The sequence below is a fragment of the Streptomyces sp. NPDC051452 genome (genome assembly GCF_044454765.1).
In the GTDB taxonomy this organism is placed as follows: domain Bacteria; phylum Actinomycetota; class Actinomycetes; order Streptomycetales; family Streptomycetaceae; genus Streptomyces.
The window spans coordinates 163,490-188,957 of the sequence record NZ_JBITEB010000001.1; the positions used below are offsets into that span (position 1 = coordinate 163,490).

Genomic DNA, 25,468 nt, shown 5'->3' on the forward strand with positions numbered 1-25,468 from the left:
AGTGCCTCGCCTCACCCGCCGCCGCGCATCGACCGCGGCCGCGCTGATCACCGTGGTGGCCGCGTCCCTGCTCACCGCCGCCCCCGCACCCGCACAGGCCGCGAGCCTGCCCACCGGCTTCGCCACCGTCGTCAACGCGGCGAGCGGCAAATGCCTGGACGCCAAGGCCGCCGCCACCGCCAACGGCACCACCGTCCAGCAGTACACCTGCAACGGCTCCACCGCCCAGCAATGGAGCTTCACCGACACCGGCGACGGCTACGTCCGCGTCAACAACCGCAACGACACCAACCAGGTCGCCGACGTCGCCGACGTCTCCACCGCCGACAACGCCCCGGTCCACCTGTGGACCTACGGCGGCGGCGCCAACCAGCAGTGGCAGCCCGTGGACGAGGGCGGCGGGGCCTTCCACTTCGTCAACCGCAACAGCGGCAAGTGCCTGGACGACCCGGCCGCCTCGACCGCCGACAGCACGCAGTTCGTGCAGTACACCTGCAACGGCACCGCCGCCCAGCGCTTCCAGGTGGTCCCCGTGAACCAGGGCGCCGACCCCGACCTCGGGCCCAACGTCGTCGTCTTCGACCCCTCGATGCCCGCCGCCACGATCCAGAGCCGGCTGGACTCGATCTTCCACCAGCACGAGACCAACCAGTTCGGCTCCCAGCGCTACGCCGTCCTGTTCAAGCCCGGCACCTACAGCGCCGACGTCAACGTCGGCTTCTACACCCAGGTGCTCGGTCTCGGTCTGACTCCGGACGCCGTCAACGTGGGCGGCGCGGTGCACGCCGAGGCCGACTGGTTCCAGGGCAACGCCACCCAGAACTTCTGGCGCGGCGCCGAGAACCTCTCCGTCACCCCCACCGGCGGCACCGACCGCTGGGCGGTCTCCCAGGCGGCCCCCTACCGCCGGATGCATCTGCGCGGCAACCTCGCCCTCGACGACGGCGGCTGGTCCTCCGGCGGCTACCTCGCCGACAGCAAGATCGACGGGCGGGTGAACTCCGGCACCCAGCAGCAGTGGCTGACCCGCAACTCCCAGCTCGGCGGCTGGACCGGCGCCAACTGGAACATGGTCTTCGTCGGCAGCCAGGGCGTCCCGGCCACCACCTTCCCCAACCCGCCGCACACGACCGTCGCGCAGAGCCCCGTCACCCGGGAGAAGCCGTTCCTGTACGTCGACGGCTCCGGCAAGTACCAGGTGTTCGTGCCGTCCGTGCGCACCGCCTCCACGGCCACCAGCTGGGCCGACGGCGCCCCGGCGGGCAGCTCGCTGTCCCTGGACACCTTCTACGTCGTCAAGCCAGGCGCCACCGCCGCCCAGATCAACTCCGCGCTCGCCGCGGGCAGGAACCTCCTCGTCACCCCGGGCGTCTACCACCTCGACCAGACCCTGAAGGTGACCCGCCCCGACACGGTCGTCCTCGGCCTCGGGCTCGCCACCTTCGTCCCGGACAACGGCATCACCGCCCTCAGCGTCGCCGACGTCGACGGCGTCAAGATCGCGGGCCTGCTCTTCGACGCCGGCACCACCAGCTCGAAGACCCTCGTCGAGGTCGGACCGGCCGGCTCCACCGCCTCCCACACGGCCGACCCGACCTCCCTGCACGACGTGTACTTCCGCGTCGGCGGCGCGGGCGTCGGCAAGGCGGTCACCAGCCTCGTCGTCAACAGCGACGACGTCATCGGCGACCACATGTGGATCTGGCGCGCCGACCACGGCAGCGGCGTCGGCTGGACCAGCAACACCGCCGACACCGGACTCGTCGTCAACGGCGACGACGTGACGATGTACGGGCTGTTCGTCGAGCACTTCCAGAAGTACCAGACGATCTGGAACGGCCAAGGCGGCCGCACCTACTTCTTCCAGAACGAGATGCCCTACGACCCGCCGAACCAGGCCGCCTGGACGAACGGCTCCACCCAGGGCTACGCGGCCTACAAGGTCGCCGACTCCGTCACCAGCCACCAGGCCTACGGACTCGGCAGCTACTGCTACTTCAACGCCAACCCCGCCGTCACCGCGGCCCACGCCATCGAGGCACCGAACAACCCCAACGTCCGCTTCACCAGCATGGTGACCGTCTCCCTCGGCGGCACCGGCACCATCAGCCATGTCGTCAACAACACGGGAGGACCCTCCAACTCCGCCACGAACGTGGCGAACCTCGTCCGCTACCCGTGACCGGGCGGGCGTGAGCGGCACCGGACAGGGAAACCGACATCGGGTCAAGTGAGCGCGTACCGACCCGACTTGCCAGGAGAACGCACCGTGCCGAAGGCCCGCATCGCAAGCACCCTCGCCGTCCTCGCCCTCGCCGCCGGGCTCACCGGCTGCGGCAGCGAGGACGGCACCGGCAAGGGCGGCCACACGCAGGCCCAGCAAAGCGCGACCCCGCCCGCCCGCGCCGTCCAGGACGCCTACGACCGGACGGTCGCCGCGGGCGGCGCCAGGATGGCCGTCAGCACCAAGGTCGTCGCCGACGGCCAGGCCCTCACCGCGCACGGCAGCGGGGTCGCCGACCTCGAGCGCGGCACCAGCCGGATCACGCTCACCTCGCAGGGCACCACCGTCGAGCAGCGCGTCGTCGACGGCGTGGTCTACCAGAAGCCGTCCGGCAAGGACGGCGGCACCGTCCCCGACGGAAAGACCTGGACGAAGATCGACCTGGCCCGGCTCGCCAAACGGGGCTCCGCCGGCCGGTCCCAGGTGGGCGACCCCGCCGAGCCCGTGCGCTACCTCAAGGGCGTGGGTTCCGGCAGCGTCACCCGCCTCGGCACCCGGACGCTGGACGGCACCCGCACCACCGGGTACCGCGTCCTCGTCCCCGTCTCGGCGCTCACCTCGGGCAACGCCGCACAGGAACAGGAACTGCGGCACCAGCTGGGCAAGGCCGCGCTGCCCGTGGACCTGTGGCTGGACGAGCGGGGCCGGCTGCGCCAGGAGAGCCTCCGGCTCACCCTGCACCCGCTGAGGCAGAGGACCCCGGGACAGCAGAACGCCCAGGTGACGAGCACCACCGTGCTGCGTCTGTACGACTACGGCACCAAGGCGCGGGTCAGCGCACCGCCCGCCGGGGACACCGCGGACGTCACCGACCGGATGACCCGTTCCGGTACGGACGCCGGCTGAGACGTGTGAGCCGTCCGGGCGTGGATACGCGGTTCCCACGGCCACTCAGCCCGTACGGAAGGTCATCCCGCCATGACCAGCGCATACCAGCCCGGCCACCACTCCGAGGTCACCCTCAGGGTGAACGGCAAACCGCACACCCTGCTCGTCGACCACCGGCGCGTCCTGCTGGACCTGCTGCGCGAGGACCTCGATCTCACCGGCTCGAAGAAGGGCTGCGACCACGGCCAGTGCGGTGCCTGCACCGTCCTGGTCGACGGACGCCGCGTCAACAGCTGCCTGCTCCTCGCCGTCACCCTCGACGGCAGCGAGGTCACCACCGTCGAGGGCCTCGGCGGCGACGGCGAGCAGCCGCACCCGCTCCAGCGGGCCTTCCTCGACCGGGACGCCTTCCAGTGCGGGTACTGCACCCCGGGCCAGATCTGCTCCGCCCTGGGCATGCTCGCCGAGGCGGAGGCCGGCCACCCCTCCCACGTCACCGACCCCGCGGCCCCCTCCGGCCGGCCCGTCCCGCTGGACCGGTCCGAGATCCGGGAGCGGATGAGCGGCAACCTGTGCCGCTGTGGCGCCTATCCGCGCATCGTCGAGGCGGTGGAGGACGTGATCCGGTGAACGGCTTCGCATACCTCAGGCCCGGCACCGTCCAGGAAGCCGTCGAGGCGTACTCGGCCCACCCCGGCGCCCGCTACCTGGCCGGCGGCACCAACCTGGTCGACCTGCTCAAACTCGGGGTCGAACACCCCACGGTCCTCATCGACGTCGGCCGGCTGCCGCTGGACACCGTCGAGGACCTGCCCGACGGCTCGCTGCGGGTCGGCGCCACCGTCCGCAACAGCGACCTGGCCGCCGACCCCCGCGTCCGCGACCGCTACCCGGCACTCTCCCAGTCACTCCTGGCCGGTGCCTCGGGACAGCTGCGCAACGCCGCCACCACCGGCGGCAACCTGCTCCAGCGCACCCGCTGCCCCTACTTCCAGGACCTGGGCAAACCCTGCAACAAACGGGCCCCGGGCACCGGCTGCGGGGCCCGGGAGGGCGTCCACCGCGACCACGCCGTCCTGGGCCACTCCGCGGGCTGCATCGCCACCAACCCCTCCGACATGGCCGTCGCGCTCGCCGCCCTCGACGCCCAGATCGAGCTGTACGGCAGCGAAGGCACCCGGCGCCTGGCCGTCACCGACTTCCACCGGCTGCCGGGCGAGCACCCGGAGCGGGACACCTGGATCCGCCCCGGCGAACTGATCACCGCCGTGCTGCTCCCGGCCACCACCGCCGGCGCCCCGTCCGCCTACCGCAAGGCCCGGGACCGGGCGTCGTACGCCTTCGCCCTCGCCTCCGTCGCCGTCGTGCTGCGCGTCGAGGACGGCATCGTCGACCAGGTCGGCGTCGCCTTCGGCGGGCTCGCCCACCGGCCATGGCGGGCCCGGCACACCGAGCTGGCCCTGCTCGGCGCCCCTGCCACGCCCGCCGCCTTCGAAGGCGCCATCGCCCTCGAACTCGCCCACGCCGAGCCCCTGCGGGACAACGCGTACAAAGTGCCCCTCGCCCGCAATCTCGCCCTGGACGTCCTGGGCCGCCTCGCCCCGACGCCCGCCGGGGTGTGAACCGACCGGTATGCCATCGGAGGCCTCCATGACCCACACCGCCCTCGGCGCCCCGGCCGAACGACGGGAGGGACGGCAGAAGGTCAGCGGCGCCGCCCGCTACGCCGCCGAGCAACCCGTGCCCGGCCGCGCCCACGCCTGGCCCGTACCCGCCACGATCGCGCGCGGGCGGGTCACCGGCGTCGACACCACGGCCGCCCTCGCCCTGCCCGGCGTCCTCGCCGTCCTCACCCCGGACGACGCCCCCCGCCTCGCCGAGTCCGACGACGCCACCCTCGCCGTACTGCAGGACCCGCACGTGCCACACCGCGGCTGGTGCGTGGCCCTGGCCGTCGCCGAGACCCTGGAGACGGCCCGCGCCGCCGCCCGGGCCGTCCGCGTCACCTACGCCGGCGAACCCCACGACGCCGAGTTCACCGAGGACCACCCACGCGCCCACGAGCCCGAGCGGGTCAGCAGTGGGCCCGCCCGGGTCGAACACGGCGACCCCGAGGCCGCCTTCGCCGCCGCCCCCGTCCGCGTCGACACCACCTACCGGGTGCCGCCCCTGCACAACCACCCCCTGGAGCCGCACGCGACCACCGCGCAGTGGACCGGTGACCGGCTCACCGTCCACACCTCCAGCCAGGGCGGCACCACCGCCCGTTCCGTGCTCGCGCAGCTCTTCGCCCTGCCGGAGGAGCGGATCACGGTGGTCTCCGAGCACGTCGGCGGCGGATTCGGCGCCAAGGGCACCCCACGCCCCGACCTCGTCCTCGCCGCGATGGCCGCCCGGCACACCGGCCGCCCCGTCACCCTGGCCCAGGCCCGCCGCGACATGCCCACCGTCGTCGGCCACCGCGCCCCCACCGTGCAGCGGCTGCGGCTCGGCGCGAGCACGGACGGCCGGCTCACGGCCCTGCTGCACGAGGTGAGCACCTACACCTCCCACGTGAAGGAGTTCGTGGAGTACGCCGCAGTGGTCTCCCGCGTCATGTACGCCAGCCCCGCTCTGCGCAGCTCCCACCGGGTCGTCGCCCTCGACGTGCCCAGCAACTCCTGGATGCGGGCACCCGGCGAGGCACCCGGCATGTACGCCCTGGAGTCGGCCGTGGACGAACTCGCCGACGTCCTCGGCATGGACCCGGTGGAGCTGCGCGTGCGCAACGAACCCGACCGCGAGCCCGCCGGCGGCGCCCCCTTCAGCAGCCGCCACCTCGTGGAGTGCCTGCGCGAAGGCGCCCGCCGCTTCGGCTGGGACGGACGCGACCGGCGCCCCGGCACCCGCCGCGAGGGCCCCCTGCTCATCGGTACCGGCGTCGCCGCCGCGACGTACCCCGTCAAGGTCTCCCCCTCCACCGCCGGCGCCCGGGCGCTGCCCGACGGCGGCTTCGTCGTCCAGGTCAACGCGGCCGACATCGGCACCGGCGCCCGTACCGTCCTCGCCCAGGTGGCCGCCGACGCCCTCGGCGTCCCCCTCGACCGGGTGCGCACCGACGTCGGAAACAGCGACCTCCCCCCGGCACCACTGGCCGGCGACTCCTCCGGCACCGCCTCCTGGGGCTGGGCCGTGCACCAGGCCTGCACCGAACTGACGGCCCGGCTGGCCCGGCACACCGGACCCCTGCCCGACGAGGGCATCGAGGTCCGCGCCGACACCACCGGCCTGGCCGACGCCGACAGCCCCTACGCCCGCCACGCGTTCGGCGCCCACTTCGCCGAAGTCGCCGTCGACACCATCACCGGCGAGACCCGTGTGCGCCGGCTGCTCGGTGTCTACGCCGCCGGACGGATCCTCAACGCCCGCACCGCGCGCTCCCAGTTCGTCGGCGCCATGGTCATGGGCCTGGGCATGGCCCTCACCGAACACAGCACCCTGGACAGCGCGTTCGGCGACTTCCCCGAAGCCGACCTCGCCGGCTACCACGTGCCCACCCACGCCGACGTCCCCGACATCGAGGCACACTGGATCGACGAGGAGGACCCCCACCTCAACCCCATGGGCAGCAAGGGCATCGGCGAGATCGGCATCGTCGGCACCGCCGCCGCCCTCGGCAACGCCGTCCACCACGCAACCGGCATCCGGCTGCGCGAACTGCCCCTCACCCCCGACCGGATCCTCACCGCACTGCTGTCGGAGGGGTGAGGGCGACGGGGCCCACCTGGGAGTACGACGGCTACCGCCCGGACGAGGAACGGCTGCGGGAGTCCCTGTGCACCCTGGGCAACGGCTACTTCGCCACCCGGGGAGCCCTGCCGGAGTGCCGCGCGGACCACGTCCACTACCCCGGCACCTACGCCGCGGGCTGCTACAACCGGCTCACCTCCGAGGTCGCCGGACGCTGGGTCGAGAACGAGGACCTGGTCAACCTGCCCGACTGGCTGCCCCTGCGCTTCCGCCCCGCCGACGTGGACTGGCTCACCCCCGACACCACCCCCGTCACCGAGCACCACCAGATGCTCCACCTCGACCCCGGCCTGCTGGACCGCCGCACCCGCTACACCCTCGCCGGCGGCGCCACCCTCCTCGTGCGGCAACTGCGCCTGGTCCACCTCGCCGACCCCCATCTCGCCGCCCTGCGCACCGAGTTCACCGCCGACGGCCACCCCGTCGACCTGGACGTCGAGGCCGCGCTCGACGGCACCGTCACCAACTCCGGGGTGGCCCGCTACCGGGACCTGGACGGCCGCCACCTCACCCACGTCCACCCCGGCACCACCGCCCCCGGCACGGTGTGGCTGCACTGCCGGACCCGCACCTCCCGCATCCACTTCGCCCTGGCCGCCCGGCTGACCGCCGAGACACCCGTCACGCACGCCCACGAGGCCAGCCGGGCCGTACAGCGCCTACGGCTGCACCTGACACCCGGCCGCACCGTCACCGTCGACAAGACCATCGCCCTGCACACCTCCCGCGACCCCGCCATCGGCGACCCGCTGCGCGCCGCCGTCGACCGGGTCCGCGCCGCGCCCGGCTTCGACGAACTGCTCGACACGCACGCCACCGCCTGGGAGCAACTGTGGCGGCGCACCGCGCTCGAAGTCCCCGGCGAGCCGGGCAGCATCCTGCGTCTGCACCTGTTCCACCTGCTGCAGACACTCTCCCCGCACACCGCCGACCTCGACGTCGGCGTACCAGCCCGCGGCCTGCACGGCGAGGCCTACCGCGGCCATGTCTTCTGGGACGAACTCTTCGTCCTGCCCTACCTCAACCTGCACCTGCCCGAGGTCTCCCGCGCCCTGCTGCACTACCGGCACCGCCGCCTGGACGCCGCCTGCCACGCTGCCCGCGAACTCGGCCGGCGCGGCGCGCTCTACCCCTGGCAGAGCGGCAGCGACGGCCGCGAGGAGACCCAGCAACTCCACCTCAACCCACGCTCCGGCCGCTGGCTGCCCGACCACTCACGGCTCCAGCACCACGTCGGCTCGGCGGTGGCGTACAACATCTGGCAGTACTGCGAGGCCACCGGAGACATCGGCTTCCGGCACGGCGAGGGCGCCGAGATGCTGCTGGGGATCGCCCGGTTCTGGGGGGACTCGGCCGTCTGGGACGACCACCTCGGCCGGCACCGCGTCCGGGGCGTGGTCGGCCCCGACGAGTACCACGACGCCTACCCCGACGCCCTGCGGCCGGGCCTGGACGACAACGCCTACACCAACATCACCGCCGCCTGGACCCTCACCCGCGCCCTGGAACTGCTGCGCACCCTGCCCGAGCCGCGCCGCCGCGAACTCACCGAGGCCACCGGACTGGAACCGGACGAACCCGACCGCTGGGAAGAGGTCTCGCGCACCCTGCACATCCCCTTCCACGACGGGGTGATCAGCCAGTTCGAGGGCTACGGCGACCTCGCCGAACTGGACTGGGCGGGCTACCGCAAACGGTACGACGACATCCGGCGCCTGGACCGGATCCTGGAGGCCGAGGGTGACACCGTCAACCGCTACAAGGCCTCCAAACAGGCCGACGTCCTCATGCTCGGCTACCTGTTCTCGCCCCCCGAACTGCGCGCGCTGTTCGACCGGCTGGGGCATCCGCTCGACGAGCGGACCTGGACCGCGACCGTCGACCACTATCTGCACCGCACCAGCCACGGCTCCACCCTCAGCGGCCTGGTCCACGGCTGGATCCTGGCCCGCGCCCGCCGCGCCGACGCCTGGGCCTTCGTCCAGGAAGCCCTGCGCGGGGACATCGCCGACCTCCAGGGCGGCACCACCGGCGAGGGCATCCACCTCGGCGCGATGGCGGGCACCCTCGACCTCGTCCAGCGCGGACTGACCGGACTGGAGACCCGGGCCGGCGCCCTCCACCTCGACCCCGTCCCGCTGCCCGAACTCTCCTCCTACGGCTTCCCGCTGCGCTACCACGGCCACTGGGGCGTCCATCTGCGGCTGCGCAGCGGCCTGCTGGAGATCGCCGTACCGGCCTCCGACCGTTCGCCCATCGACATGCGCCTGCGCGACCTGGCACTGCCGATCCACCCGGGGGAGACGGCACGCCTGGTGCTGCCCGAGTGAACCGCGCTCGGCCGTGGCACACCGATGCGCGCGATCTCGACGGGAGCGGCCCCGCGGGCCAGGATGGCCGATGACGAGGCCGACGGGGAGGCGGGAGCGGGTATGAGCGTGAGTGGCGCCCCCTTGCGCGTCCTGGCGGTGGACGACGAGGAACCCGCGCTCGCGGAGCTGCTCTACCTCCTGGCCGGGGATCCCCGGGTGGGCCGCGTGGTGCCCGCGTCGGCGGCGACCGAGGCACTGCGCCTGCTGAGCCGGTCCGTGGAGGCGGGCCCCGACGGCCCGGAGGGCTTCGACGTCGTCTTCCTCGACATCGACATGCCCGGTCTGGGCGGCCTGGAACTGGCCCGGCTGCTCGGCGCATTCGCCGCGCCGCCGCTGATCGTCTTCGTCACGGCCCACGAGGACTTCGCGGTGCGCGCCTTCGACCTCAAGGCCGTCGACTACCTGCTCAAACCCCTGCGCGAGGAGCGCTTCGCCGAGGCCGTACGGCGGGTCGCCGAGCTGCTCCGGGCCGGGCAGGGCCCCCGCCCCGCCACTCCGCCGCCCGCACCCGAGCCGGGTTCCGTCCTGGGGGACCAGGTCCCGGTGGAACTGGGCGGAGTGACGCGGTTCGTGCACGTCGCCGACATCACCTACGTGGAGGCCCACGGCGACTACGCGCGACTGCACACCTCCGGCGGCAGCCACCTGGTGCGCGTTCCGCTGTCCGCCCTGGAGGAACAGTGGCGCGCCCGCGGCTTCGTGCGGATCCACCGCAGCCGGCTGGTTGCCCTCGGCCGGATCGAGGAACTCCGCCTGGACGGCGGCAACCTGACCGTGCGGATCGGGGACCGCGTCCTGGCGGTGAGCCGGCGCAACGCGCGGGAACTGCGCGACCTGCTGGCCCGGCACGCGGCGGCGCGGTCGCGGTGAGTGCCGCGAGGGCGCCGACTCCGGGCGCGGGCCCCTGACGCCGGACCCGGTGACGCGGTCGTGGCGATTATCGCTCGCCGTCTGTCTCGCCACCGGCCCGCTGCGTACACTCGCCGCACACAGGTGATCACCGCGACGTCGGGGAGCGCGTCATGGGTGCGGAGTCCGTCCCACGCAGAGAAGTGGTCACCGGACGGCCGCACACCAGCGACGGCACGCCCGTGCCACGCCCGGCACGCGCCCCGGACCCCCGGCCCGCACCCCGATCCGAACCGGCCGTGGACGCGCTGATGAGCCGTCAACTGCGCGCCGCGCTCGTCACCACCGCGCTGCTCGCCACCCTCCTCGGACTGCTCCCGGTACTCCTGCGGATCCTGCCGCTCCCCGACGCGGCCTCCCACGTTCCCCTGGCCGTCTGGCTGCTGCTGGGCGTGGCACCGTACCCGGCCCTGCTGGCCATCGGCGCCTGGTACGTCCACCGCGCCGAGCGCAACGAGGCCGGCCCGGCCGCCCCGGTCCCCGGGGAACGCCCCTGACCATGCGCCGAGCCCCGACCGGGACCGCCCGGTGAACCAGACGTATGGCATCGCCGGCGTGACGGCCGTGGTCCTCGCCACGGTCCTCGTGGGCGCGCTCGGCCTGCGGATCTCGCGGACCACCTCCGACTTCTACGTGGCCTCGCGGACCGTCGCCCCACGGCTCAACGCCTGCGCGGTCGGCGGCGAGTACCTGTCCGCCGCCTCCTTCCTCGGCGTCGCCGGACTCGTCCTCGCCGAGGGCCCCGACATGCTGTGGTTCCCCATCGGCTACACCGCCGGCTTCCTCGTGCTGCTGGCCTTCGTCGCCGCCCCGCTGCGCCGCTCCGGCGCCTACACCCTGCCCGACTTCGCCGAGGCCCGGCTCGAGTCCCGCGCGGTCCGCGGGATCGCCGGTGTGCTCGTCGTCGGCATCGGCTGGCTCTATCTGCTGCCCCAGCTCCGGGGCGCCGGCCTGACCCTCAGGCTCCTCACCGGTGCCCCCGGCTGGCTCGGGGGCCTGGTCGTCGCCGCCGTGGTCACCCTGGCCGTCGCCGCCGGCGGCATGCGCAGTATCACCTTCGTCCAGGCCTTCCAGTACTGGCTCAAACTCACCGCCCTGCTGGTGCCCGTGGCGTTCCTCGTGTTCGCCTGGCGCGCCGACCACACCCCGGCGCCCGTCTGGGACGAGCGGCCCGTCTTCCACCGCGCCACCGAGGTACGCCTGGATCGGGCGCTCACCCTCACCGTGCCCGAGCCGGTCCGGGTGACCGCGTCCGGCAGCGTCGACGGCCGTACCGTACACGGCGGTTCGCTGCGCCTGACCGAGGGCCGGCACCGGATCGGCACGGACACCACCGTGCGCTTCCCGGCCGGCGCCCGCGTCCCCCTGCCGGACCCGACGGCCCGTGGCACCGCCCCGTCCAGCTGGGCCAGACCGCTGTCCTCCAGCCGCCAACAGCACGGCCTGTACGCCACCTACGGGCTGATTCTCGCCACCTTCCTCGGCACCATGGGGCTGCCGCACGTCGTGGTCCGCTTCTACACCAGCCCCGACGGCCGCGCCGCCCGCCGCACCACCGTGATCGTGCTCGCCCTGCTCGGCACCTTCTACCTGCTGATGCCGCTGTACGGCATGCTGGGCCGGCTGTACGCGCCCGATCTACTGCTCACCGGCGACACCGACGCGGCCGTCCTCGTCCTGCCGCAGCGGCTGGTCGGCGGCATCGGCGGCGATCTGCTCGGCGCGCTCGTGGCGGGCGGCGCCTGTGCCGCGTTCCTGTCCACGGCCTGCGGGCTCACCATGTCCGTGGCGGGCGTACTCGCCCAGGACGTGCTGCCCACGCTCGGTCTCCGCCGCGTCCGCCACTTCCGGCTGGCCACGCTGCCCGCGATCGCCGTGCCCACCGCCGCGGGCACCGTGGTCGGCGACCTTCCGGTGGCCGACGCGGTCGGGCTCGCCTTCGCCGTGTCCGCCTCCTCGTTCTGCCCCCTGCTCGTCCTCGGCATCTGGTGGCGCGGTCTGACTCCGCCGGGCGCCGTCGCCGGCCTGCTCCTCGGCGGCGGCTCGGCGCTCGTCGCGGTGACGGTCACCATCGCGGGCGGCGCCCGGGCCGGCTGGCCGCACACCCTGCTCGCCTGGCCGGCGGTCTGGTCCGTGCCCGTGGGCTTCGCGGCCATGGTGCTGACCTCCCTGGCCACCCGGGACCGGGTCCCCCCGGGCACCGCGGCGACGATGGCCCGGCTGCACCTGCCGGAACCGGCCCCCGCACCCGCCCGCCCCGGCCCCGCCACCACCACCTGACGGAGGCGCTCCGTGCACCCCAGCCGCAGGACCCCGACAGCCCACCCACCCGGAGCGCCACCGGGCCCGCCCCGCCCGGCTCGGGCACACCCGGGGCGACCACACCCGGCGGGGGCCCGTAAGGGACCGCCGGGCCGGGACCGGGCGGGCCGCCCATGACCGTGCTCGCCACCGCCGCCCTGGTCCTGGCTGGTCTCGCGGTGTTCGTCCTGGGCGCCGCCCTCGGGCACGGGGCGGCCCGTCGACAGCGGGAGCACTCGACCGGCGGCGACACGGCGGACACCACCTTCCACGTCCTGCGCGCCGCCTCGCTCGCGGCGAGGCCCCTGCGCGCCGGACTGACCCCCGAGGCCGCCCGCAAGGCGGCCCGCCGGCTCCGCCCCCTGCTCGGCACACCCGCGCTCGCGATCCTCGCCGCCACGGAAGCCGACTCCGCCGCCGCCGAGGCCGGCACGGCGCGGGACACAGCCGGGGCCGACACCGTCCTCGCCTGGGACGGCGCCTGCGCCCACCACCGCGACCAACTCGCGGCGGGCTTCGCCCCCGCCTCCGCCCCTTCCCCGCGCACCCGGACGGTCCCGTTGCCATGCGAGGAGGAGGACTGCCCCGTCCGCTGGGCAACACTGGTCCCCCTCACGTGCGACGGCAGGAAGGTCGGCGCGCTCGCCGTGCTCACCGGCGCGGAGCCGGCCGCCCTGGTCCGGGCGGCCGAGGAGACCGCCCGCAGACTCTCCGTGGAACTCGACCTGTCCGACCTGGACCGGGTCCGCGCCGGCGCGCACGAGGCCGAGGTGAGGGCCCTGCGCGCCCAGATCTCCCCGCACTTCATCTACAACTCCCTCGCGAGCATCGCCTCCTTCGTCCGCACCGACCCCGAGCGCGCCCGCGAACTCCTGCAGGAATTCGCCGACTTCACCCGCTACTCCTTCCGCCGGGACGGCGACTTCACCACGCTCGCCGAGGAGTTGCGCTCGATCGAGCAGTACCTGGAACTCGCCCGCGCCCGCTTCGGCCGCCGTCTGAAGGTCGTCCTGCGCATCGCCCCCGAGGTGCTGCCCGTGACTCTGCCCTTCCTCTGTCTGCAACCCCTCGTCGAGAACGCCCTCAAGCACGGTCTGGAGGAGTCCGCCGACCGCGGCAGCGTCACGATCGTCGCCGAGGACGAGGGGACCGAGGCCCGGGTCGTCATCGAGGACAACGGCATCGGCATGGAACCGGAACGCCTGCGCGCCATCCTGCGCGGCACGGCCGGCCCGGCCACCGGCATCGGCCTGAGCAACGTCGACCGCAGACTGCGGCAGGTCTACGGCGACGACTTCGGCCTCGTCGTCGAGACGGGCGTCGGAGCCGGCACGAAGATCACGGTCCGCATCCCCAAGTTCCGCCCGGGCGTCCGGACCCCCTGACGCGGGCCGGGGAGGGCCGGCCGGGCCCCGAGGTCGGCGAACCGCCGCGCACAGATGCCGACGGCGGACCGTGCCGGACGGGGATCAGCAGTCCGCCGAAGCCGGAGATTCCACTGCGGCTCGCGCCAGGACACCGGCCGTCAACGGGCTGCCGAAGCCGGCGGCCAGGCGGCCCCCCGGGACGGGAGCCATGGCGCCCCTGGCAACGGAGGCCACGGCAGTCCGACCACCACCGGGGCCACGGCCGCCCCAGCACGGAGGCCACGGCGGCCCCCAGGCCGGCTCCACGGCGGCCCCCCGGGGGAGGCCAGGGCAGTCCCCGGTGGAGTCAGCGGGGGAGGAGTTGCTGGCCGCCGTCGATGTCGTACGTCGCGCCGGTCAGGGCGTCGTTGCGCATGATGTGCAGGGCCAGTGCGGCCACATCGGCCGGCTCGACGACCCGTCGGATGGGCAGCGTCGCCCGCAGTTCCTCGCGCCGCGCGTCGACCCGGTCGCCCAGGAGGCGGCCCGACAGGGGCGTGTCGACGAATCCGGCGGCGATCAGGTTGACCCGGACCGGGGCCAGTTCCAGCGCCAGGTTCGCCACGAGGGCGGGCTGGGCGGCGGTGAGGGCGGAGACGACGGCCATGCCGACGGCGGGGCGCCGGCCTCCGGTACCCCCCACGAACAGCAGCGTCCCCCCGGGACGGACCTTGTCACGGCCGTACAGGGCCACCGCGAGCGTCACCGCGAGGCGATCGTCGAACTCGCGCCGGGCGTCGGCGAGATCCATGCCTTCCAGCGGCATGTAGAAGGGGGCGCCGGCGGTCACCATCACATGGTCGACGGGCCCCGGCAGCTCGTCGAAGAACTGCTTGAGGCGATCGGTGTCGGTGGCGTCGAACGCGGCCGTGGCGACCGGGTCGAGTTCGAGGGACGCCTTCCGCAACCGCTCGGGGTCGCGGCCGACGAGCACCACCCGGCCGCCTTCGGCGCGCACCTGGCGGGCGGTCTCGAATCCGATCCCCGCGCTCGCGCCGATCACCACGACGGTCTGGCCCGCGAGGGACGACCGGTCCGGTCCACCGGCGCCAGCGGACGCCGTACTCATGACCGGGCGCCGAGGACCGTCGGGTCGGGTCCCCGCCTGTCCGTGCCGCGCCTCATCCGCACCTCCGGCATCGCCCCTGCTCCCGTGCCCCTCCCGCTCCAGTGTCCCCGCCCGGGCGGCTGATCGCCTTCCGGCGGGCCGGGAAGGCGATCGCCCGCCCGTGGGGCCGGGGTGGGCAGCTCGCAGGTGGAGGGGCGGGGTCACCGGAGGCGGCGGTGGCGCCGGGCACCGGGCCAGGCCGTAACTGAGCCGGCACCGTCGGCCCCCGCCGACCCCACGAGAAGTCGGGCGCGCTCCACCGATTCCCCGAGGGCTTCACGGCCCGCGCGCGCGGCGCCCGCCCGGCGCCCACGGCACTGCGACGCCACCCGGCGCCTCGCCGACCCCGCGTTGCGGCGCGCCGTCGACCTCTCCGGTCCGGGTGATGGTGGTATCGCCCTAGTTCCGGGCGATGCCGAAGTCCCTGAGCCGTTCAGGAAGGCACGGCGAGCAGGGCCAGCGGGGCGGACGTCGGCCGCCGGGAGCCTCCGGCCGGCTCCACGGTGACCCCGACGCCGGAGGCCTCGCCGACCTCGCCCGACATGAGCACCGCCTGGCTGCCCCGGCCGGGGTCCACGAGCCCGGCCGACCGCATCGTCCCGCCGTCGGCGAACCAGAGCTGGTACACCTTGCCGCGCGGTGGCGGGTCCATTCGCGAGGCGAGGAAGACGGCCCGGTCCCGGGCCGCCGAGACCACCACGGTCGCGGTGCCGCCGGCCACCCGCGCGGAACGCGACCTGGCGTCCGGCGCGGCCAGCACACCGGCCAGGTCGTCCCCGCCCCGCCGCGCCCGCGCCACCTGCTCCCGGGCGTCCTGGGCGCGCTCGTACTGCCACACCGCGACACCGCCGAACAGCGCGGCGGCCACACTGGCGGCCAGCGCCCAACGGGCGGCTCCACCGCCCCGCGGCGACCAGCCCGCCCGACCGGAGGGCCCACCGCCCCACGGCGACCGGCCACGGGCCCGCCGTACGGGCGCGACGACAGGCGCCACCTGGCGCACGCCGGTGATGCGGTCGAGGACCCGCTCGCGCAGGGCGGGCCGGGCCGGCACCGAGCAGGCCAGCGCCAGCCGCGCGGCGGTGGCCGTGAACTCGGCGACCTCCTGCCCACACGCCTCGCACCGCGCCAAATGCCGCTCGAAGGCGGCCCGTTCGTCGTCCTCCAGGGCCTGTAGCGCGTAGGCGCCCGTCAGATCGTGCCGTTCGGCCGTGGTCACGCGGTCACCCCCAGGCAGTCACGCAGCCGGATGAGCCCGTCGCGCAGCCGCGTCTTGACCGTGCCCAGCGGCAGCGCCAACGTCTCGGCGACCTCCCGGTACGTCAGGCCGCGGTAGTAGGCGAGCGTGACGGACTGGCGCTGGAGTTCGGTCAGGGTGCGCAGACAACGCCGTACCTGCTGCTGCTCCAGCCGGGTCTCCACCTGCTCGGTCACCTCGTCGTACTCCGGTGTCCGTTCCAGCAGGGCGGCCTTGGTGTCACGGGCCGCGGCGGCCTCCACCGACCGGACCCGGTCCACCGCGCGCCGGTGGGCGAGGGTGAGGATCCAGTTGAGGGCGCTGCCACGGTCGGGACGGTAGCGCGGCGCGGTGCGCCACACCTCCACCAGCACGTCCTGCGCCACTTCCTCCGACTGCGCCTGGTCGCGCAGCACCGCCCTGGCGACCCCCAGTACGGACCCGGCCACCGCGTCGTAGACCACGGCGAACGCCTCCTGGTCGCCCAGGGCCACCTCGTGCAGCAGTTGCTGCAGATCGGGCCCCGACGACGGTTTTCCGCCGATGTGTACGGCTTCCCTCACGACAAGTCTCCTCTAGGCGCGGTGCGACGGAGCACCCTCGGGTGATCCGTGGCCGCGCGGCACGCGGATTGGTCCGTCGGCAGGACGGGGGCAGTCGCACCCTCCGCCCGGACCGGAAAACGCCGGAGTCCTACCGTGGGAAACGGGGTCAGGCGGCGGCGGTGAACGCCGAGGCGGCGGCGACGGCGGTGTCCACGTCCGCGTGGACCCCCAGAGGGTCACCGTGGGTGTCGGCGTTGGCCTCCAGGACCCGGCGGGCGGCGGCGCTGCCGGTGGCCACGTGCAGGAGAACACCGAGGTCGCGGCAGAGGTGATGGACGCGCAGGACGACACTGACCGTCGTCGCCACCGCGGCCGGCTCGTCGAGGACGACGACCACATGCGCCTGCCGGTGGGCCTCGACGAGTTCACCGATCCGCGTCAGGAGAAGGGCCCGGCCACTGATGCCGGGGTCCTCGTGCACCGTGACGACCAGGACGCCCCGTTCGAACACATGGGACAGCATCACGGCCTTCGAACCTCCTTCGACGGATCGCCTCGAAGTCGTGATACCCCGTGACGGCCGTGATACCCCGCCCGGCCTGTCATGACGCGTCTTCACCGCCGGAAGGGCGAGGGCCGCCCGCCCGTCACGGCATCATCGTGGTGTCGGTGATCATGGTGACGACGGCGTCGGGACCGCTGTCGAGAAAGGTCTGGCGTTGCCGGTCCGCGCCCGTGCCGTGGCGCAGCAGGCGATGCACCAGCGCGGCGACCTCACGCGCGTCGCCGGCTTCCGCCAGCGCGGGACCGACGTGTTCGAGGAGATGGGACACCACATCTCCGGCACGGCGGCGCCGGCCGTCCGGATCGATCAGGTCCTGGCCCAGTCCGTGCCGGGCGGCCTGCCACATCGCCGCGTCGAGGAGTTCAGGGCTCGAGTCCGGCGCCGGACGGCCGGCGGCGGCCTCCCGCATCGCGGTGTCCACGAGCCCGCGCACCAGACCGGCGAACAGCACGGCGTCATCGGCGCGCGACTGCACGTCCAGACAGCGGACCTCCACCGTGGGATAGCGCTCGCACAGCCGGGCCTGCCAGTACAGCTGGCCGATGTCCGAGATCACCCCCGTGCCCAGCAGGCGGCGTGCCCGCACGTCGTAATCCGTGTCGTCGGCGAACCGGGGCGGCACTCCGCTGACCGGCCAGCGGCCGAAGACGACTGTGCGCCAGCTGGCGAAACCGGTGTCGTGCCCCTCCCACAGCGGGGAGTTGGCGCCCATGGCGGTCAGCGTGGGCAGCCACGGCCGCAGCCGGTTCAGCACCTCGACACCGACCCGCCGACTGGGCACACCGACGTGCACGTGCATGCCGTTGACCAGCTGCTCGGCCACCAACTGCGGCGCCTGCCTGCGCATGGCCCGGTAACGGGCCTTGTCCGTGACCGGGACGGGGCTGTCGAGCGCCATGGGAGCGGTGCCGGCGGCCATGATCCGGCAGCCGTAGGTCTGCGCCGCCTCGGCCACGGCGTGCCGCAGCCGCAGCAGGTTCCCGCCGACCTCCGCCAGGGTGCCGCAGACCGGGGTGGCCACCTCGACCTGCGCCTGGAGCAGCTCCAGCTGGATCTCCGTGGCCGCGGCGAACGGTGCCACACCGGCCGCCGCCCGCACCTTCTCGCCGTACGCGCCCAGTCGGCCGGTGGCCGCGTCGACCAGCAGGTACTCCTCTTCCACACCGACGGTCGTCGTCATGCACAGCCTCCGCAGCCCGCCGGACACCCCCGAGGCGCGAGGGTGCGACCCGTATCCGACACGTCACGCGCCGCACCGGCGCCGCACCGGGCGCCGCCTCCTCCTGTCCGAGGGGGCGGCAGACAAGTGCCGCACATCCGCCCATTTCAAACGCGTCGCGCTCTGCGATCAGCCCTCCGCGCCCTCGCCGGACCGATACCGGGATGCCATGCGCGCACCGGAACCGTCGCGCAGGTGAAGTTCCGCGGCAGCCAGCCGGGCCACGGCGGAGGCGTCCGCGAGACCGGGCACGCACACCGTCTCCCCGGCCTCAAGACCGGCGAGGGAGGCGGCCACCACGTCGACCGGTGGCATCCCGCCGTCGTCGTGCACCCTCGGCTCGCCGGCCACCGGAGCCTCGCCCGCGCCGAGATGGAACTCCGTCTCGGTCAGCCCCGGACAGACGACCTGGACGCGCACCCCCGTGCCGGCCAGCTCGGCCGCCAGCGTCCTGGTGAACGTCACCAGATAGCCCTTGGTACCCGCGTACACGGCCCGATGCGGCAGCGGCCCGGGCGGCAGGGAACCGGCGAACGCCAGCAGCGAGGCGACGTTGATCACCGCGCCCCGACCGCGCGCCACCATCGCGGGCACGGCGGCCCGGGTGAGCACGGTGGGGGCGACCACGTTCACGTCGAGCACCTTGCCCAGCAGCGCGGGATCGACCTCGGGAAACGGTCCGTAACCGTTGATCCCGGCGTTGTTCACCAGCAGGCCCACGTCATCGGCCGCGACCCGCTCCGCGACCCGGGCCAGGTCGTCGGCCCGGGCGAGGTCCGCCGCCACCGTCTCCACCCGCACCCCGGCGCTGTCGCGCAGCCGCTTCGCGAGGGCGGCCAGCCGCTCGCCCCGCCGGGCGACCAGCACCAGGTCCCGGCCACGTCCGGCCAGCCGCACGGCGTATTCCGCGCCGATGCCCGAGGAAGCCCCGGTCACCACCGCCGTGCCGGGTGTCTCGTCCGATCCCATGCGCCGCGTCCTCTCGTCCCCGGGCCCGCCGTCCGGTGCCCCTGCCGCGAGCCCTCATGTGATCGCTACCGGGTGGCCCGCCGGCGGGCGGGCGAAACACCGGACCGCGGCGGGTGCGCGTGGCCGTCGCCCCACGGCCCCGGCCGTTCCGGCGGCCCGACCGCCTCGGCGCCCGACCGCCTCGGCCGGCCGCCCGGCGGCGGCCGGACCCAAGCCCTGGTGGCGCCCGTGTTCCGTCGGTCAGGCGTACGCCCTCGTGGGGCAGTTGGGGGACGGGCCGTGTCCGTGAGGTGGGCAGGCGCGTTGAGCAGCACAGTCGTCCCGGGCGGGTGGTGCTCCTTCCCGTCGGGACGGCGCCCGGGTCCTGCCTCGGGCAGAACCCGCATCCCTTATGTGCTGCAAAGAAAGTGAGTCATGATCGTCATGAAGAAGACACTTGCGGTTGCCGCCGCTGCCGGTGCCGTCGTCATGGGCGGAGCGGGCCTCGCGGCCGCGGACTCCGGTGCCCAGGGCGCTGCCGTGAACTCTCCCGGTGTGGTCTCCGGCAACGTCATCCAGGTGCCGATCCACGTCCCCGTCAACGTGTGCGGCAACACCATCGACGTCATCGGCCTGCTGAACCCGGCGTTCGGCAACACCTGCGTCAACGACTGACCCGACGGACACGCCGAACCGGTCCGACGGACACGCTGAACGCGGTCCGCTCCGCTGAACGCGGTCCGCTCGGCCTCCGTGTGTCCATGTGAGCGTGGCGGCCGGCCATCCTCCCTCCCCGGCCGCCACGCTCACGCACGGGAACGCGTCGGCGGAGCACCGACTCCGTTCCACCGGTCGACGGCCGCCCCGGCCCTCGACCGGTGCTGTCTGACGGACGGCTGGTCCTCGAGGCACCCATGTGGCCGCAGCCTGAGTCGCCGTCGGAACTCGGCGCCCGATCCGTCCGACTCCTACCGCGGTACGGCCGGGGCGGCTTCCCGGCGTACGACGGTTCGACGCGACCAGGAAGGCCGAGCATGGCCGAGCCCCGACACTCGTCCCGCAGCGCGGGCCGGGTCTTCCGCAGGCCGACGCCCCCGCCCGCCCTCTGCGGCTTCCTGCTGCTGCTGGCGCTGGCCTTCGGGGTGTCCTACGCCGTGGGCTCGGCCGCCGGCCCGATGGCGCCCGGCCTGCACGGCACCGGCACCGTTCACGATGGTGACACCGGCGGCGGCAGCGGAGGCCGCACGAGCGGCGGGGACCCGGAGGACATGCCCGGCATGCACGCGGGCGGTGAGTGATGGAAGCCGAGCCGCCGGCGCCGCTCGTGGTCACGGATCTCACGGTGGGCGGTATGACCTGCGCCGCCTGTGTGCGGCGGGTGGAGAAGAAGCTCGCCAGGCTCGACGGGGTCACCGCGACCGTCAATCTGGCCACGGGGCTCGCCCGTGTCCGTCATCCGGCGGGTATGGCGCCGGACGACCTCGTCGCCGCCGTCGAACAGGCCGGATACGCGGCGACGACGCCCGAACCCCCCACGGTGGAGGCAGCGAAGGCAGCGAAGGCAGCGGAGGCAGCGGAGGCAGCGGACGAGCCGGTGGCCGAGCGGGACGGGTCAAAGACGGCGGCCCGGCGGGAACGCGAGCGGCTGGCCGTCACGGCAGTGCTCGCCGTCCCGGTGCTGGTGCTGTCGATGGTGCCGGACCTGCAGTTCCGAAACTGGCAGTGGCTCTGCTTCACGCTCACCGCCCCGGTCGCGCTATGGAGCGCCTGGCCCTTCCACACCAGGGCGGCACGCGGCCTGCGCCACTCCATGGCCACCATGGACACGCTCGTCTCGCTCGGCGTCATGGCCTCCTTCGCCTGGTCGGCCTACGCGCTGTTCTTCGGGGGAGCGGGCGACCCCGGTATGCGGATGCCGCCCGGCCTGCTGCCGTCCGCGTCGGACGGTGCCGCACACGTCTACCTGGAAGCCGCGGCCGGTGTCCCGCTGTTCGTGCTGACCGGACGCTTCCTCGAGGCACGGGCCAGGCGAGGGACCGGGACCGCCCTGCGAACACTGGCCGAACTCGGGGCCAAGAACGTGTCCGTGCGCGACGAACACGGCGAACACGCGGTACCGATCGCGAGGTTGAGGGTCGGACAGGTCTTCGTCGTGCGTCCCGGTGAGCGGGTCGCCACCGACGGTCAGGTGGTCGAGGGCAGTTCCGCGGCGGATCTGTCCCTGGTCACCGGCGAGAGCGAACCCGTCGAGGTGGGGCCCGGTTCGGCGCTGGTCGGCGGGGCCGTCAACGTGGGCGGGCTCCTGCTGGTCCGCGCCACCGCGGTCGGCGCCGACACCCAACTGGCCCGCATCACGCGGCTGGTGACCGAGACCCAGGCGGGCAAGGCGCGGGCCCAGCGGCTCGCCGACGCCGTCGCCGGGGTGTTCGTGCCCGTCGTGCTGACCATCGCCGTGACGGTGCTCGGCTTCTGGCTCGGTGCCGGGGCCGCCCCGCAGGCCGCGATCACCGCGAGCGTGGCCGTACTCGTCGTCGCCTGTCCGTGTGCGCTCGGCCTCGCCACGCCCACCGCGCTGATGGCCGCCACCGGACGCGGGGCCCAACTCGGGGTGCTGGTCAGCGGTCCGCGGGCGCTGGAGGCGCTCCGGCACGTCGACACGGTCGTCCTGGACAAGACGGGCACGCTGACCAGCGGTCACATGAGCGTCGCACGGGTCACCGCCGCTCCGGGCGGCCTGGGGGAGTCGGCGGTACTGCGTCTGGCCGGTGCCCTGGAGCAGGGTTCGGAACACCCGCTCGGGCGGGCCATCACCGCACACGCCCGGCGCGCTTCGGCCCACGAACCGCTGCCCGGGGTGCACGACTTCGCGGCGACACCGGGGCATGGCGTCCGTGGCCGGGTCGAGGGGCACACGGTGGAAGTCCTGGTACCCGACGACGCGTTGCCGGACGTGCTGGCGGACGCCCTGGCCACGGCGGAGAGCGCGGCCCACACCCCGGTGCTCGTCCGGGTGGACGGGGTCGCCCAGGCACTGATCGCGGTCGGGGACGTCGTACGCCCCGGCAGCCACCGTGCCGTGCGCCGGCTCCGCGGCGCCTCGGCATCCGCCCGGTGCTCGCCACCGGCGACCACGAGGCACCCGCCAGGGCCGTGGCCGACGCACTCGGCATCGACGAGGTGTACGCCCGCTGCACTCCGCAGGACAAGACCGCCCTGGTACGGCGACTCCAGGGCGACGGAGGCCGGGTCGCGGTCGTCGGGGACGGTGTGAACGACGCCGCCGCGCTGGCCGCCGCCGATCTGGGCATCGCCATGGGCAGCGGTACGGACGTGGCCATCGGCGCGGCCGACCTGACGCTCGTGCGCGGGGACATCGACGCGCTCGGTGACGCCGTCCGGCTCGCCCGGCGCACGCTCGGCACGATCCGCGCCAACCTCGTATGGGCGTTCGGGTACAACGTGGTCACCGTGCCGCTCGCGATGGTCGGGCTGCTGAACCCCATGGTGGCCGCGGCCGCCATGTCGGCCAGCTCCGTGCTGGTGGTGGCCAACAGCCTGCGGTTGCGCGCCTGGCGGCCGTCGCCGGCGTCGTGATCCGCCCCCGAAACGGTCGGACTCCGGCGCCACGTGCGGTCGGGCGGTTCGCGGGCGAGGTCGATGCACGCCGAGCCGTGGCGGACAGTGCCTTGGCTCGGCCCGGGCGCCCCGCGGTGCGCCCGGCATGACAAGCTGTGCGTGCCCACCCCCGAACCCAGGAGGTCACCATGACCGCAGAGCCCGTATCCACGGAAGGTTCGGAGCCCGCCGACCCCGAGTCGTCCCCGCTGGCGCCGGACAGCGACGGCAACTACGACCTCAAGCGCAAGTTCCGCGAAGCCCTGGCGCGCAAGCGCGGTGCGCAGGCGGACGCCGCCGATGTCGCCGCCAACTCCGACGCGTCGAAGGTGCGTGCGGCGCACGGCCCCGCCTCCAGCCAGCGGTCGTTCAGGCGCAAGAGCGGCGGCTGAGCCGATCGGCCCCGCGGTCCGGCCGCTCGACCGGCACCCTGAGCGCCACCCGCTCGCGCCCTCCGTGCGGTGACCCGCGACGTGCACGCACCCCTGCGCGCGTCGCGGGGGAGGCGTGACCGGGTGCTCTCGCCTGTGTGGCGCATGCCGGCGGAGCGCATGGCCCGATGGCGACCTCAGTCGCCCGCGGTGGCGGTTCCGGCCTCGCGGGACGCGCTGAGCAGGCCGACGAACATGGTCTGGTGCAGCGCTTCCACATGGTGCCGGGCGGCCTCCCCGGCCGCGGCGGTGTCCCGGCGACGCAGGGCGTCGAGGAGGTCGCGGTGCTCGCGGTTGGAAGCGCGCAGCGCGTCCATGGGGTAGGGCAGGTAGTAGCGGTAGAGCTCGCGCAGGACCGCGCCGTAGGGGGCGGATATCGAGGAGATGCCGGTCCCCTCGGCGAGCCGGAGGTGGAAGCGCTCGTCGCAGCTGTGGAACTCGGCCCAGCTGGGCGCGCGATCCATCTCCTCGACGAGTTCCTCCAGCTCGGACAGGTCCTCGTCGCAGGCCCGCACCGCCGCCAGGTGGGCGATGCCGCATTCCAGGGCGAGCCGGTGGTCGATCAGCCGACGCACGGCGTCGCCGGCCGTGCGGTAGGCGTCCGTGGTGAGGACGGCCTTGGGGGTGGGGTGCGCGGCGACCAGCGTGCCGCCGCCGCGCCCGCGGCGGCGCTCAAGAACGCCGTCGCCGCACAGGGAGACCAGGGCGCGACGGACAGTGATCTCGCCGACGTCCAGGGCCTGGGCGATCTGGGGGGTGCCGGGCAGGCGGTCGCCGGGGGTCAGCAGGCCCAGATCGACGGCGAGGGCGATCCGGGCCCGGACGGCTTCCAGGGCGGACAGCCTGCGCACACCACTGAGTTCGGGGGCCGTGAGGCCGGTGGTCGAGGCGTTGTCACTGCCGGGCATGGCGTCACCCTAACCAGCTCCGCCGACCATCGCAGAAAAATGCTCATCTTGAGCACTCTTGTTTAACTGCTCATCCTGAACTAGTTTCGCATCCATGTCCCGCCCCCTGCCCCTGGCTCTCGCCCAGCTCCCCCCGCGGCCCGCGCACACCCCGCTCGCCGGCTTCGCGGCTGAGGCGGAGAGCATCCTGGCCCGCTTCCCGCAGACCCGGATGGCGGTCTTCCCCGAGCTGCACCTGTGCGGCGTCGACGCTCCCGGCGACCAGGCACACGAGCGGCTGCGGGAGATCGCCGAGCCCCTGGACGGCCCACGGGTCAAGGAGCTGGCCGCGCTGGCCGGAGACCTGGGCATCTGGCTGCTGCCGGGCTCGGTGTGCGAGCGCGGCCCGGCCGGGGAGCTGTTCAACACCGCCCTGGCCTTCTCCCCGCAGGGGCGTCTGGCGGCCTGGTACCGCAAGGTGTTCCCCTGGCGGCCGAGCGAGCCCTACGATCCCGGCGACCGGTTCGTGGTCTTCGACGTCCCGGAGGCGGGGCGGATCGGCTTCGCGATCTGCTACGACGCCTGGTTCCCGGAGGTCGCCCGCCACCTGGCCTGGCAGGGCGCCGAGGCGATCGTCAACCCGGTGATGACGACGACCGCCGACCGCGCGCAGGAGGTCGTCCTGGCCCGCGCCAACGCCATCGTCAACCAGGTGTATGTGGTCAGCGTGAACACCGCGGGCCCCGTGGGCACCGGCCACAGCCTGGTCGTCGACCCCGAGGGCCGGATCCGGGCCGAGGCGCCCGGCGACGGCGGCACCATCCTCACCGACGTGATCGACCTGGACGACGTGACCCGCGTCCGGACGTACGGCACCGCAGGAGTGAACCGCATGTGGGACCAGTTCACGGATACCGACGCCCCCATCGAGCTGCCGCTGTACGGCGGCCGCATCGACCCGCGCACCTGGCGCCCGGGAGCCTGACACCTCGGCTCTCGGCCTTCTCCGTCCCCGCCCGTACGT

At 74.0% G+C, this 25,468-nt stretch carries 21 protein-coding genes and 1 pseudogene; 15 read left to right on the plus strand and 7 right to left on the minus strand.

What is annotated here, in order from left to right; all coding sequences use genetic code 11:
• Position 1: 1 nt before the first annotated feature.
• The 10 genes from ACIBA9_RS00715 to ACIBA9_RS00760 all read left to right on the plus strand — a co-directional run bounded on the left by ACIBA9_RS00715 (position 2) and on the right by ACIBA9_RS00760 (position 13,868).
• On the plus strand, positions 2-2,182 hold the full coding sequence (locus tag ACIBA9_RS00715; protein ID WP_399359194.1) for an RICIN domain-containing protein: 2,181 nt from the start codon (positions 2-4) through the stop codon (positions 2,180-2,182).
• Positions 2,183-2,269: 87 nt separating this feature from the next.
• Positions 2,270-3,130 carry a hypothetical protein gene (locus ACIBA9_RS00720; RefSeq protein ID WP_399359195.1) on the plus strand — a complete coding sequence of 287 codons (861 nt, stop codon included), beginning with the start codon at positions 2,270-2,272 and terminating at the stop codon, positions 3,128-3,130.
• Between the two features lie 72 nt (positions 3,131-3,202).
• Complete coding sequence (locus ACIBA9_RS00725) at positions 3,203-3,742, plus strand: 2Fe-2S iron-sulfur cluster-binding protein (RefSeq protein WP_399359196.1); 540 nt, start codon at positions 3,203-3,205, stop codon at positions 3,740-3,742.
• Positions 3,739-4,734, plus strand: coding sequence for an FAD binding domain-containing protein (locus ACIBA9_RS00730; RefSeq protein WP_399359197.1), 996 nt, complete (start codon positions 3,739-3,741; stop codon positions 4,732-4,734). The genes ACIBA9_RS00725 and ACIBA9_RS00730 overlap by 4 nt, the downstream gene beginning before the upstream one ends.
• 28 nt (positions 4,735-4,762) lie before the next feature.
• Positions 4,763-6,859, plus strand: a complete 2,097-nt coding sequence (locus tag ACIBA9_RS00735; protein WP_399359198.1) for a xanthine dehydrogenase family protein molybdopterin-binding subunit — start codon at positions 4,763-4,765, stop codon at positions 6,857-6,859.
• Positions 6,856-9,231: a glycoside hydrolase family 65 protein gene (locus ACIBA9_RS00740; protein WP_399359199.1), complete on the plus strand. Its 2,376-nt coding sequence runs from the start codon at positions 6,856-6,858 to the stop codon at positions 9,229-9,231. Before ACIBA9_RS00735 ends, ACIBA9_RS00740 begins: the two co-directional genes overlap by 4 nt.
• Before the next feature lie 102 nt (positions 9,232-9,333).
• On the plus strand, positions 9,334-10,143 hold the full coding sequence (locus ACIBA9_RS00745) for a LytR/AlgR family response regulator transcription factor (RefSeq protein ID WP_399359200.1): 810 nt from the start codon (positions 9,334-9,336) through the stop codon (positions 10,141-10,143).
• Between the two features lie 152 nt (positions 10,144-10,295).
• On the plus strand, positions 10,296-10,679 hold the full coding sequence (locus tag ACIBA9_RS00750; protein ID WP_399359201.1) for a hypothetical protein: 384 nt from the start codon (positions 10,296-10,298) through the stop codon (positions 10,677-10,679).
• 31 nt (positions 10,680-10,710) lie between these two features.
• On the plus strand, positions 10,711-12,462 hold the full coding sequence (locus ACIBA9_RS00755; RefSeq protein ID WP_399359202.1) for a cation acetate symporter: 1,752 nt from the start codon (positions 10,711-10,713) through the stop codon (positions 12,460-12,462).
• 155 nt (positions 12,463-12,617) lie between these two features.
• Positions 12,618-13,868 (plus strand): sensor histidine kinase, encoded by a 1,251-nt coding sequence (locus tag ACIBA9_RS00760; protein WP_399359203.1) that lies wholly within the window; start codon positions 12,618-12,620, stop codon positions 13,866-13,868.
• 328 nt (positions 13,869-14,196) lie between these two features.
• Here ACIBA9_RS00760 and ACIBA9_RS00765 read toward each other — a convergent pair whose 3' ends face one another.
• The 6 genes from ACIBA9_RS00765 to ACIBA9_RS00790 all read right to left on the minus strand — a co-directional run bounded on the left by ACIBA9_RS00765 (position 14,197) and on the right by ACIBA9_RS00790 (position 19,532).
• Entirely contained in the window at positions 14,197-14,958 is a 762-nt protein-coding gene (locus tag ACIBA9_RS00765; protein WP_399359204.1) for an SDR family oxidoreductase, read from the minus strand.
• Positions 14,959-15,430: 472 nt separating this feature from the next.
• A complete protein-coding gene (locus tag ACIBA9_RS00770) occupies positions 15,431-16,216 on the minus strand; it encodes an anti-sigma factor domain-containing protein (protein WP_399359205.1) in 786 nt (261 codons plus the stop codon).
• Positions 16,213-16,797: a sigma-70 family RNA polymerase sigma factor gene (locus tag ACIBA9_RS00775; RefSeq protein WP_399359206.1), complete on the minus strand. Its 585-nt coding sequence runs from the start codon at positions 16,795-16,797 to the stop codon at positions 16,213-16,215. Before ACIBA9_RS00775 ends, ACIBA9_RS00770 begins: the two co-directional genes overlap by 4 nt.
• Before the next feature lie 148 nt (positions 16,798-16,945).
• Complete coding sequence (locus ACIBA9_RS00780; protein WP_399359980.1) at positions 16,946-17,302, minus strand: hypothetical protein; 357 nt, start codon at positions 17,300-17,302, stop codon at positions 16,946-16,948.
• Between the two features lie 124 nt (positions 17,303-17,426).
• Positions 17,427-18,524: a glutamate--cysteine ligase gene (locus tag ACIBA9_RS00785; RefSeq protein ID WP_399359207.1), complete on the minus strand. Its 1,098-nt coding sequence runs from the start codon at positions 18,522-18,524 to the stop codon at positions 17,427-17,429.
• 168 nt (positions 18,525-18,692) lie between these two features.
• Entirely contained in the window at positions 18,693-19,532 is an 840-nt protein-coding gene (locus ACIBA9_RS00790) for an SDR family NAD(P)-dependent oxidoreductase (protein ID WP_399359208.1), read from the minus strand.
• A 414-nt stretch (positions 19,533-19,946) separates the two neighbouring features.
• Here ACIBA9_RS00790 and ACIBA9_RS00795 point away from each other — a divergent pair, with 414 nt between their 5' ends.
• From ACIBA9_RS00795 to ACIBA9_RS00810, 4 genes and pseudogenes are all read left to right on the plus strand, one after another.
• Positions 19,947-20,186, plus strand: a complete 240-nt coding sequence (locus ACIBA9_RS00795) for a chaplin (protein WP_399359209.1) — start codon at positions 19,947-19,949, stop codon at positions 20,184-20,186.
• A 359-nt stretch (positions 20,187-20,545) separates the two neighbouring features.
• The gene (locus ACIBA9_RS00800; protein WP_399359210.1) at positions 20,546-20,809 is read left to right on the plus strand and encodes a hypothetical protein; all 264 of its coding nucleotides are present in this window, start codon (positions 20,546-20,548) and stop codon (positions 20,807-20,809) included.
• A pseudogene (locus tag ACIBA9_RS00805) lies at positions 20,809-23,105 on the plus strand (heavy metal translocating P-type ATPase). The gene ACIBA9_RS00800 and the pseudogene ACIBA9_RS00805 overlap by 1 nt, the downstream one beginning before the upstream one ends.
• A gap of 170 nt (positions 23,106-23,275) precedes the next feature.
• Complete coding sequence (locus ACIBA9_RS00810) at positions 23,276-23,518, plus strand: DUF5302 domain-containing protein (protein ID WP_399359211.1); 243 nt, start codon at positions 23,276-23,278, stop codon at positions 23,516-23,518.
• Between the two features lie 176 nt (positions 23,519-23,694).
• On the opposite strand, the gene ACIBA9_RS00815 is transcribed toward ACIBA9_RS00810, so the two are convergent.
• Positions 23,695-24,465, minus strand: coding sequence for a FadR/GntR family transcriptional regulator (locus ACIBA9_RS00815; protein ID WP_399359212.1), 771 nt, complete (start codon positions 24,463-24,465; stop codon positions 23,695-23,697).
• 94 nt (positions 24,466-24,559) lie between these two features.
• Here ACIBA9_RS00815 and ACIBA9_RS00820 point away from each other — a divergent pair, with 94 nt between their 5' ends.
• Entirely contained in the window at positions 24,560-25,429 is an 870-nt protein-coding gene (locus tag ACIBA9_RS00820) for a carbon-nitrogen hydrolase family protein (RefSeq protein WP_399359213.1), read from the plus strand.
• The last annotated feature ends 39 nt before the right edge of the window (positions 25,430-25,468 follow it).

Bases quoted from the DNA above. Each gene is read 5' to 3' on its own strand.
- ACIBA9_RS00765 (WP_399359204.1), bottom strand. From the start codon at position 14,958: ATGAGTACGGCGTCCGCTGGCGCCGGTGGACCGGACCGGTCGTCCCTC.
- ACIBA9_RS00795 (WP_399359209.1), top strand. From the start codon at position 19,947: ATGATCGTCATGAAGAAGACACTTGCGGTTGCCGCCGCTGCCGGTGCC.
- ACIBA9_RS00785 (WP_399359207.1), bottom strand. From the start codon at position 18,524: ATGACGACGACCGTCGGTGTGGAAGAGGAGTACCTGCTGGTCGACGCG.
- ACIBA9_RS00735 (WP_399359198.1), top strand. From the start codon at position 4,763: ATGACCCACACCGCCCTCGGCGCCCCGGCCGAACGACGGGAGGGACGG.
- ACIBA9_RS00810 (WP_399359211.1), top strand. From the start codon at position 23,276: ATGACCGCAGAGCCCGTATCCACGGAAGGTTCGGAGCCCGCCGACCCC.
- ACIBA9_RS00780 (WP_399359980.1), bottom strand. From the start codon at position 17,302: ATGCTGTCCCATGTGTTCGAACGGGGCGTCCTGGTCGTCACGGTGCAC.
- ACIBA9_RS00820 (WP_399359213.1), top strand. From the start codon at position 24,560: ATGTCCCGCCCCCTGCCCCTGGCTCTCGCCCAGCTCCCCCCGCGGCCC.
- ACIBA9_RS00815 (WP_399359212.1), bottom strand. From the start codon at position 24,465: ATGCCCGGCAGTGACAACGCCTCGACCACCGGCCTCACGGCCCCCGAA.
- ACIBA9_RS00790 (WP_399359208.1), bottom strand. From the start codon at position 19,532: ATGGGATCGGACGAGACACCCGGCACGGCGGTGGTGACCGGGGCTTCC.
- ACIBA9_RS00800 (WP_399359210.1), top strand. From the start codon at position 20,546: ATGGCCGAGCCCCGACACTCGTCCCGCAGCGCGGGCCGGGTCTTCCGC.
- ACIBA9_RS00750 (WP_399359201.1), top strand. From the start codon at position 10,296: ATGGGTGCGGAGTCCGTCCCACGCAGAGAAGTGGTCACCGGACGGCCG.
- ACIBA9_RS00745 (WP_399359200.1), top strand. From the start codon at position 9,334: ATGAGCGTGAGTGGCGCCCCCTTGCGCGTCCTGGCGGTGGACGACGAG.
- ACIBA9_RS00725 (WP_399359196.1), top strand. From the start codon at position 3,203: ATGACCAGCGCATACCAGCCCGGCCACCACTCCGAGGTCACCCTCAGG.
- ACIBA9_RS00760 (WP_399359203.1), top strand. From the start codon at position 12,618: ATGACCGTGCTCGCCACCGCCGCCCTGGTCCTGGCTGGTCTCGCGGTG.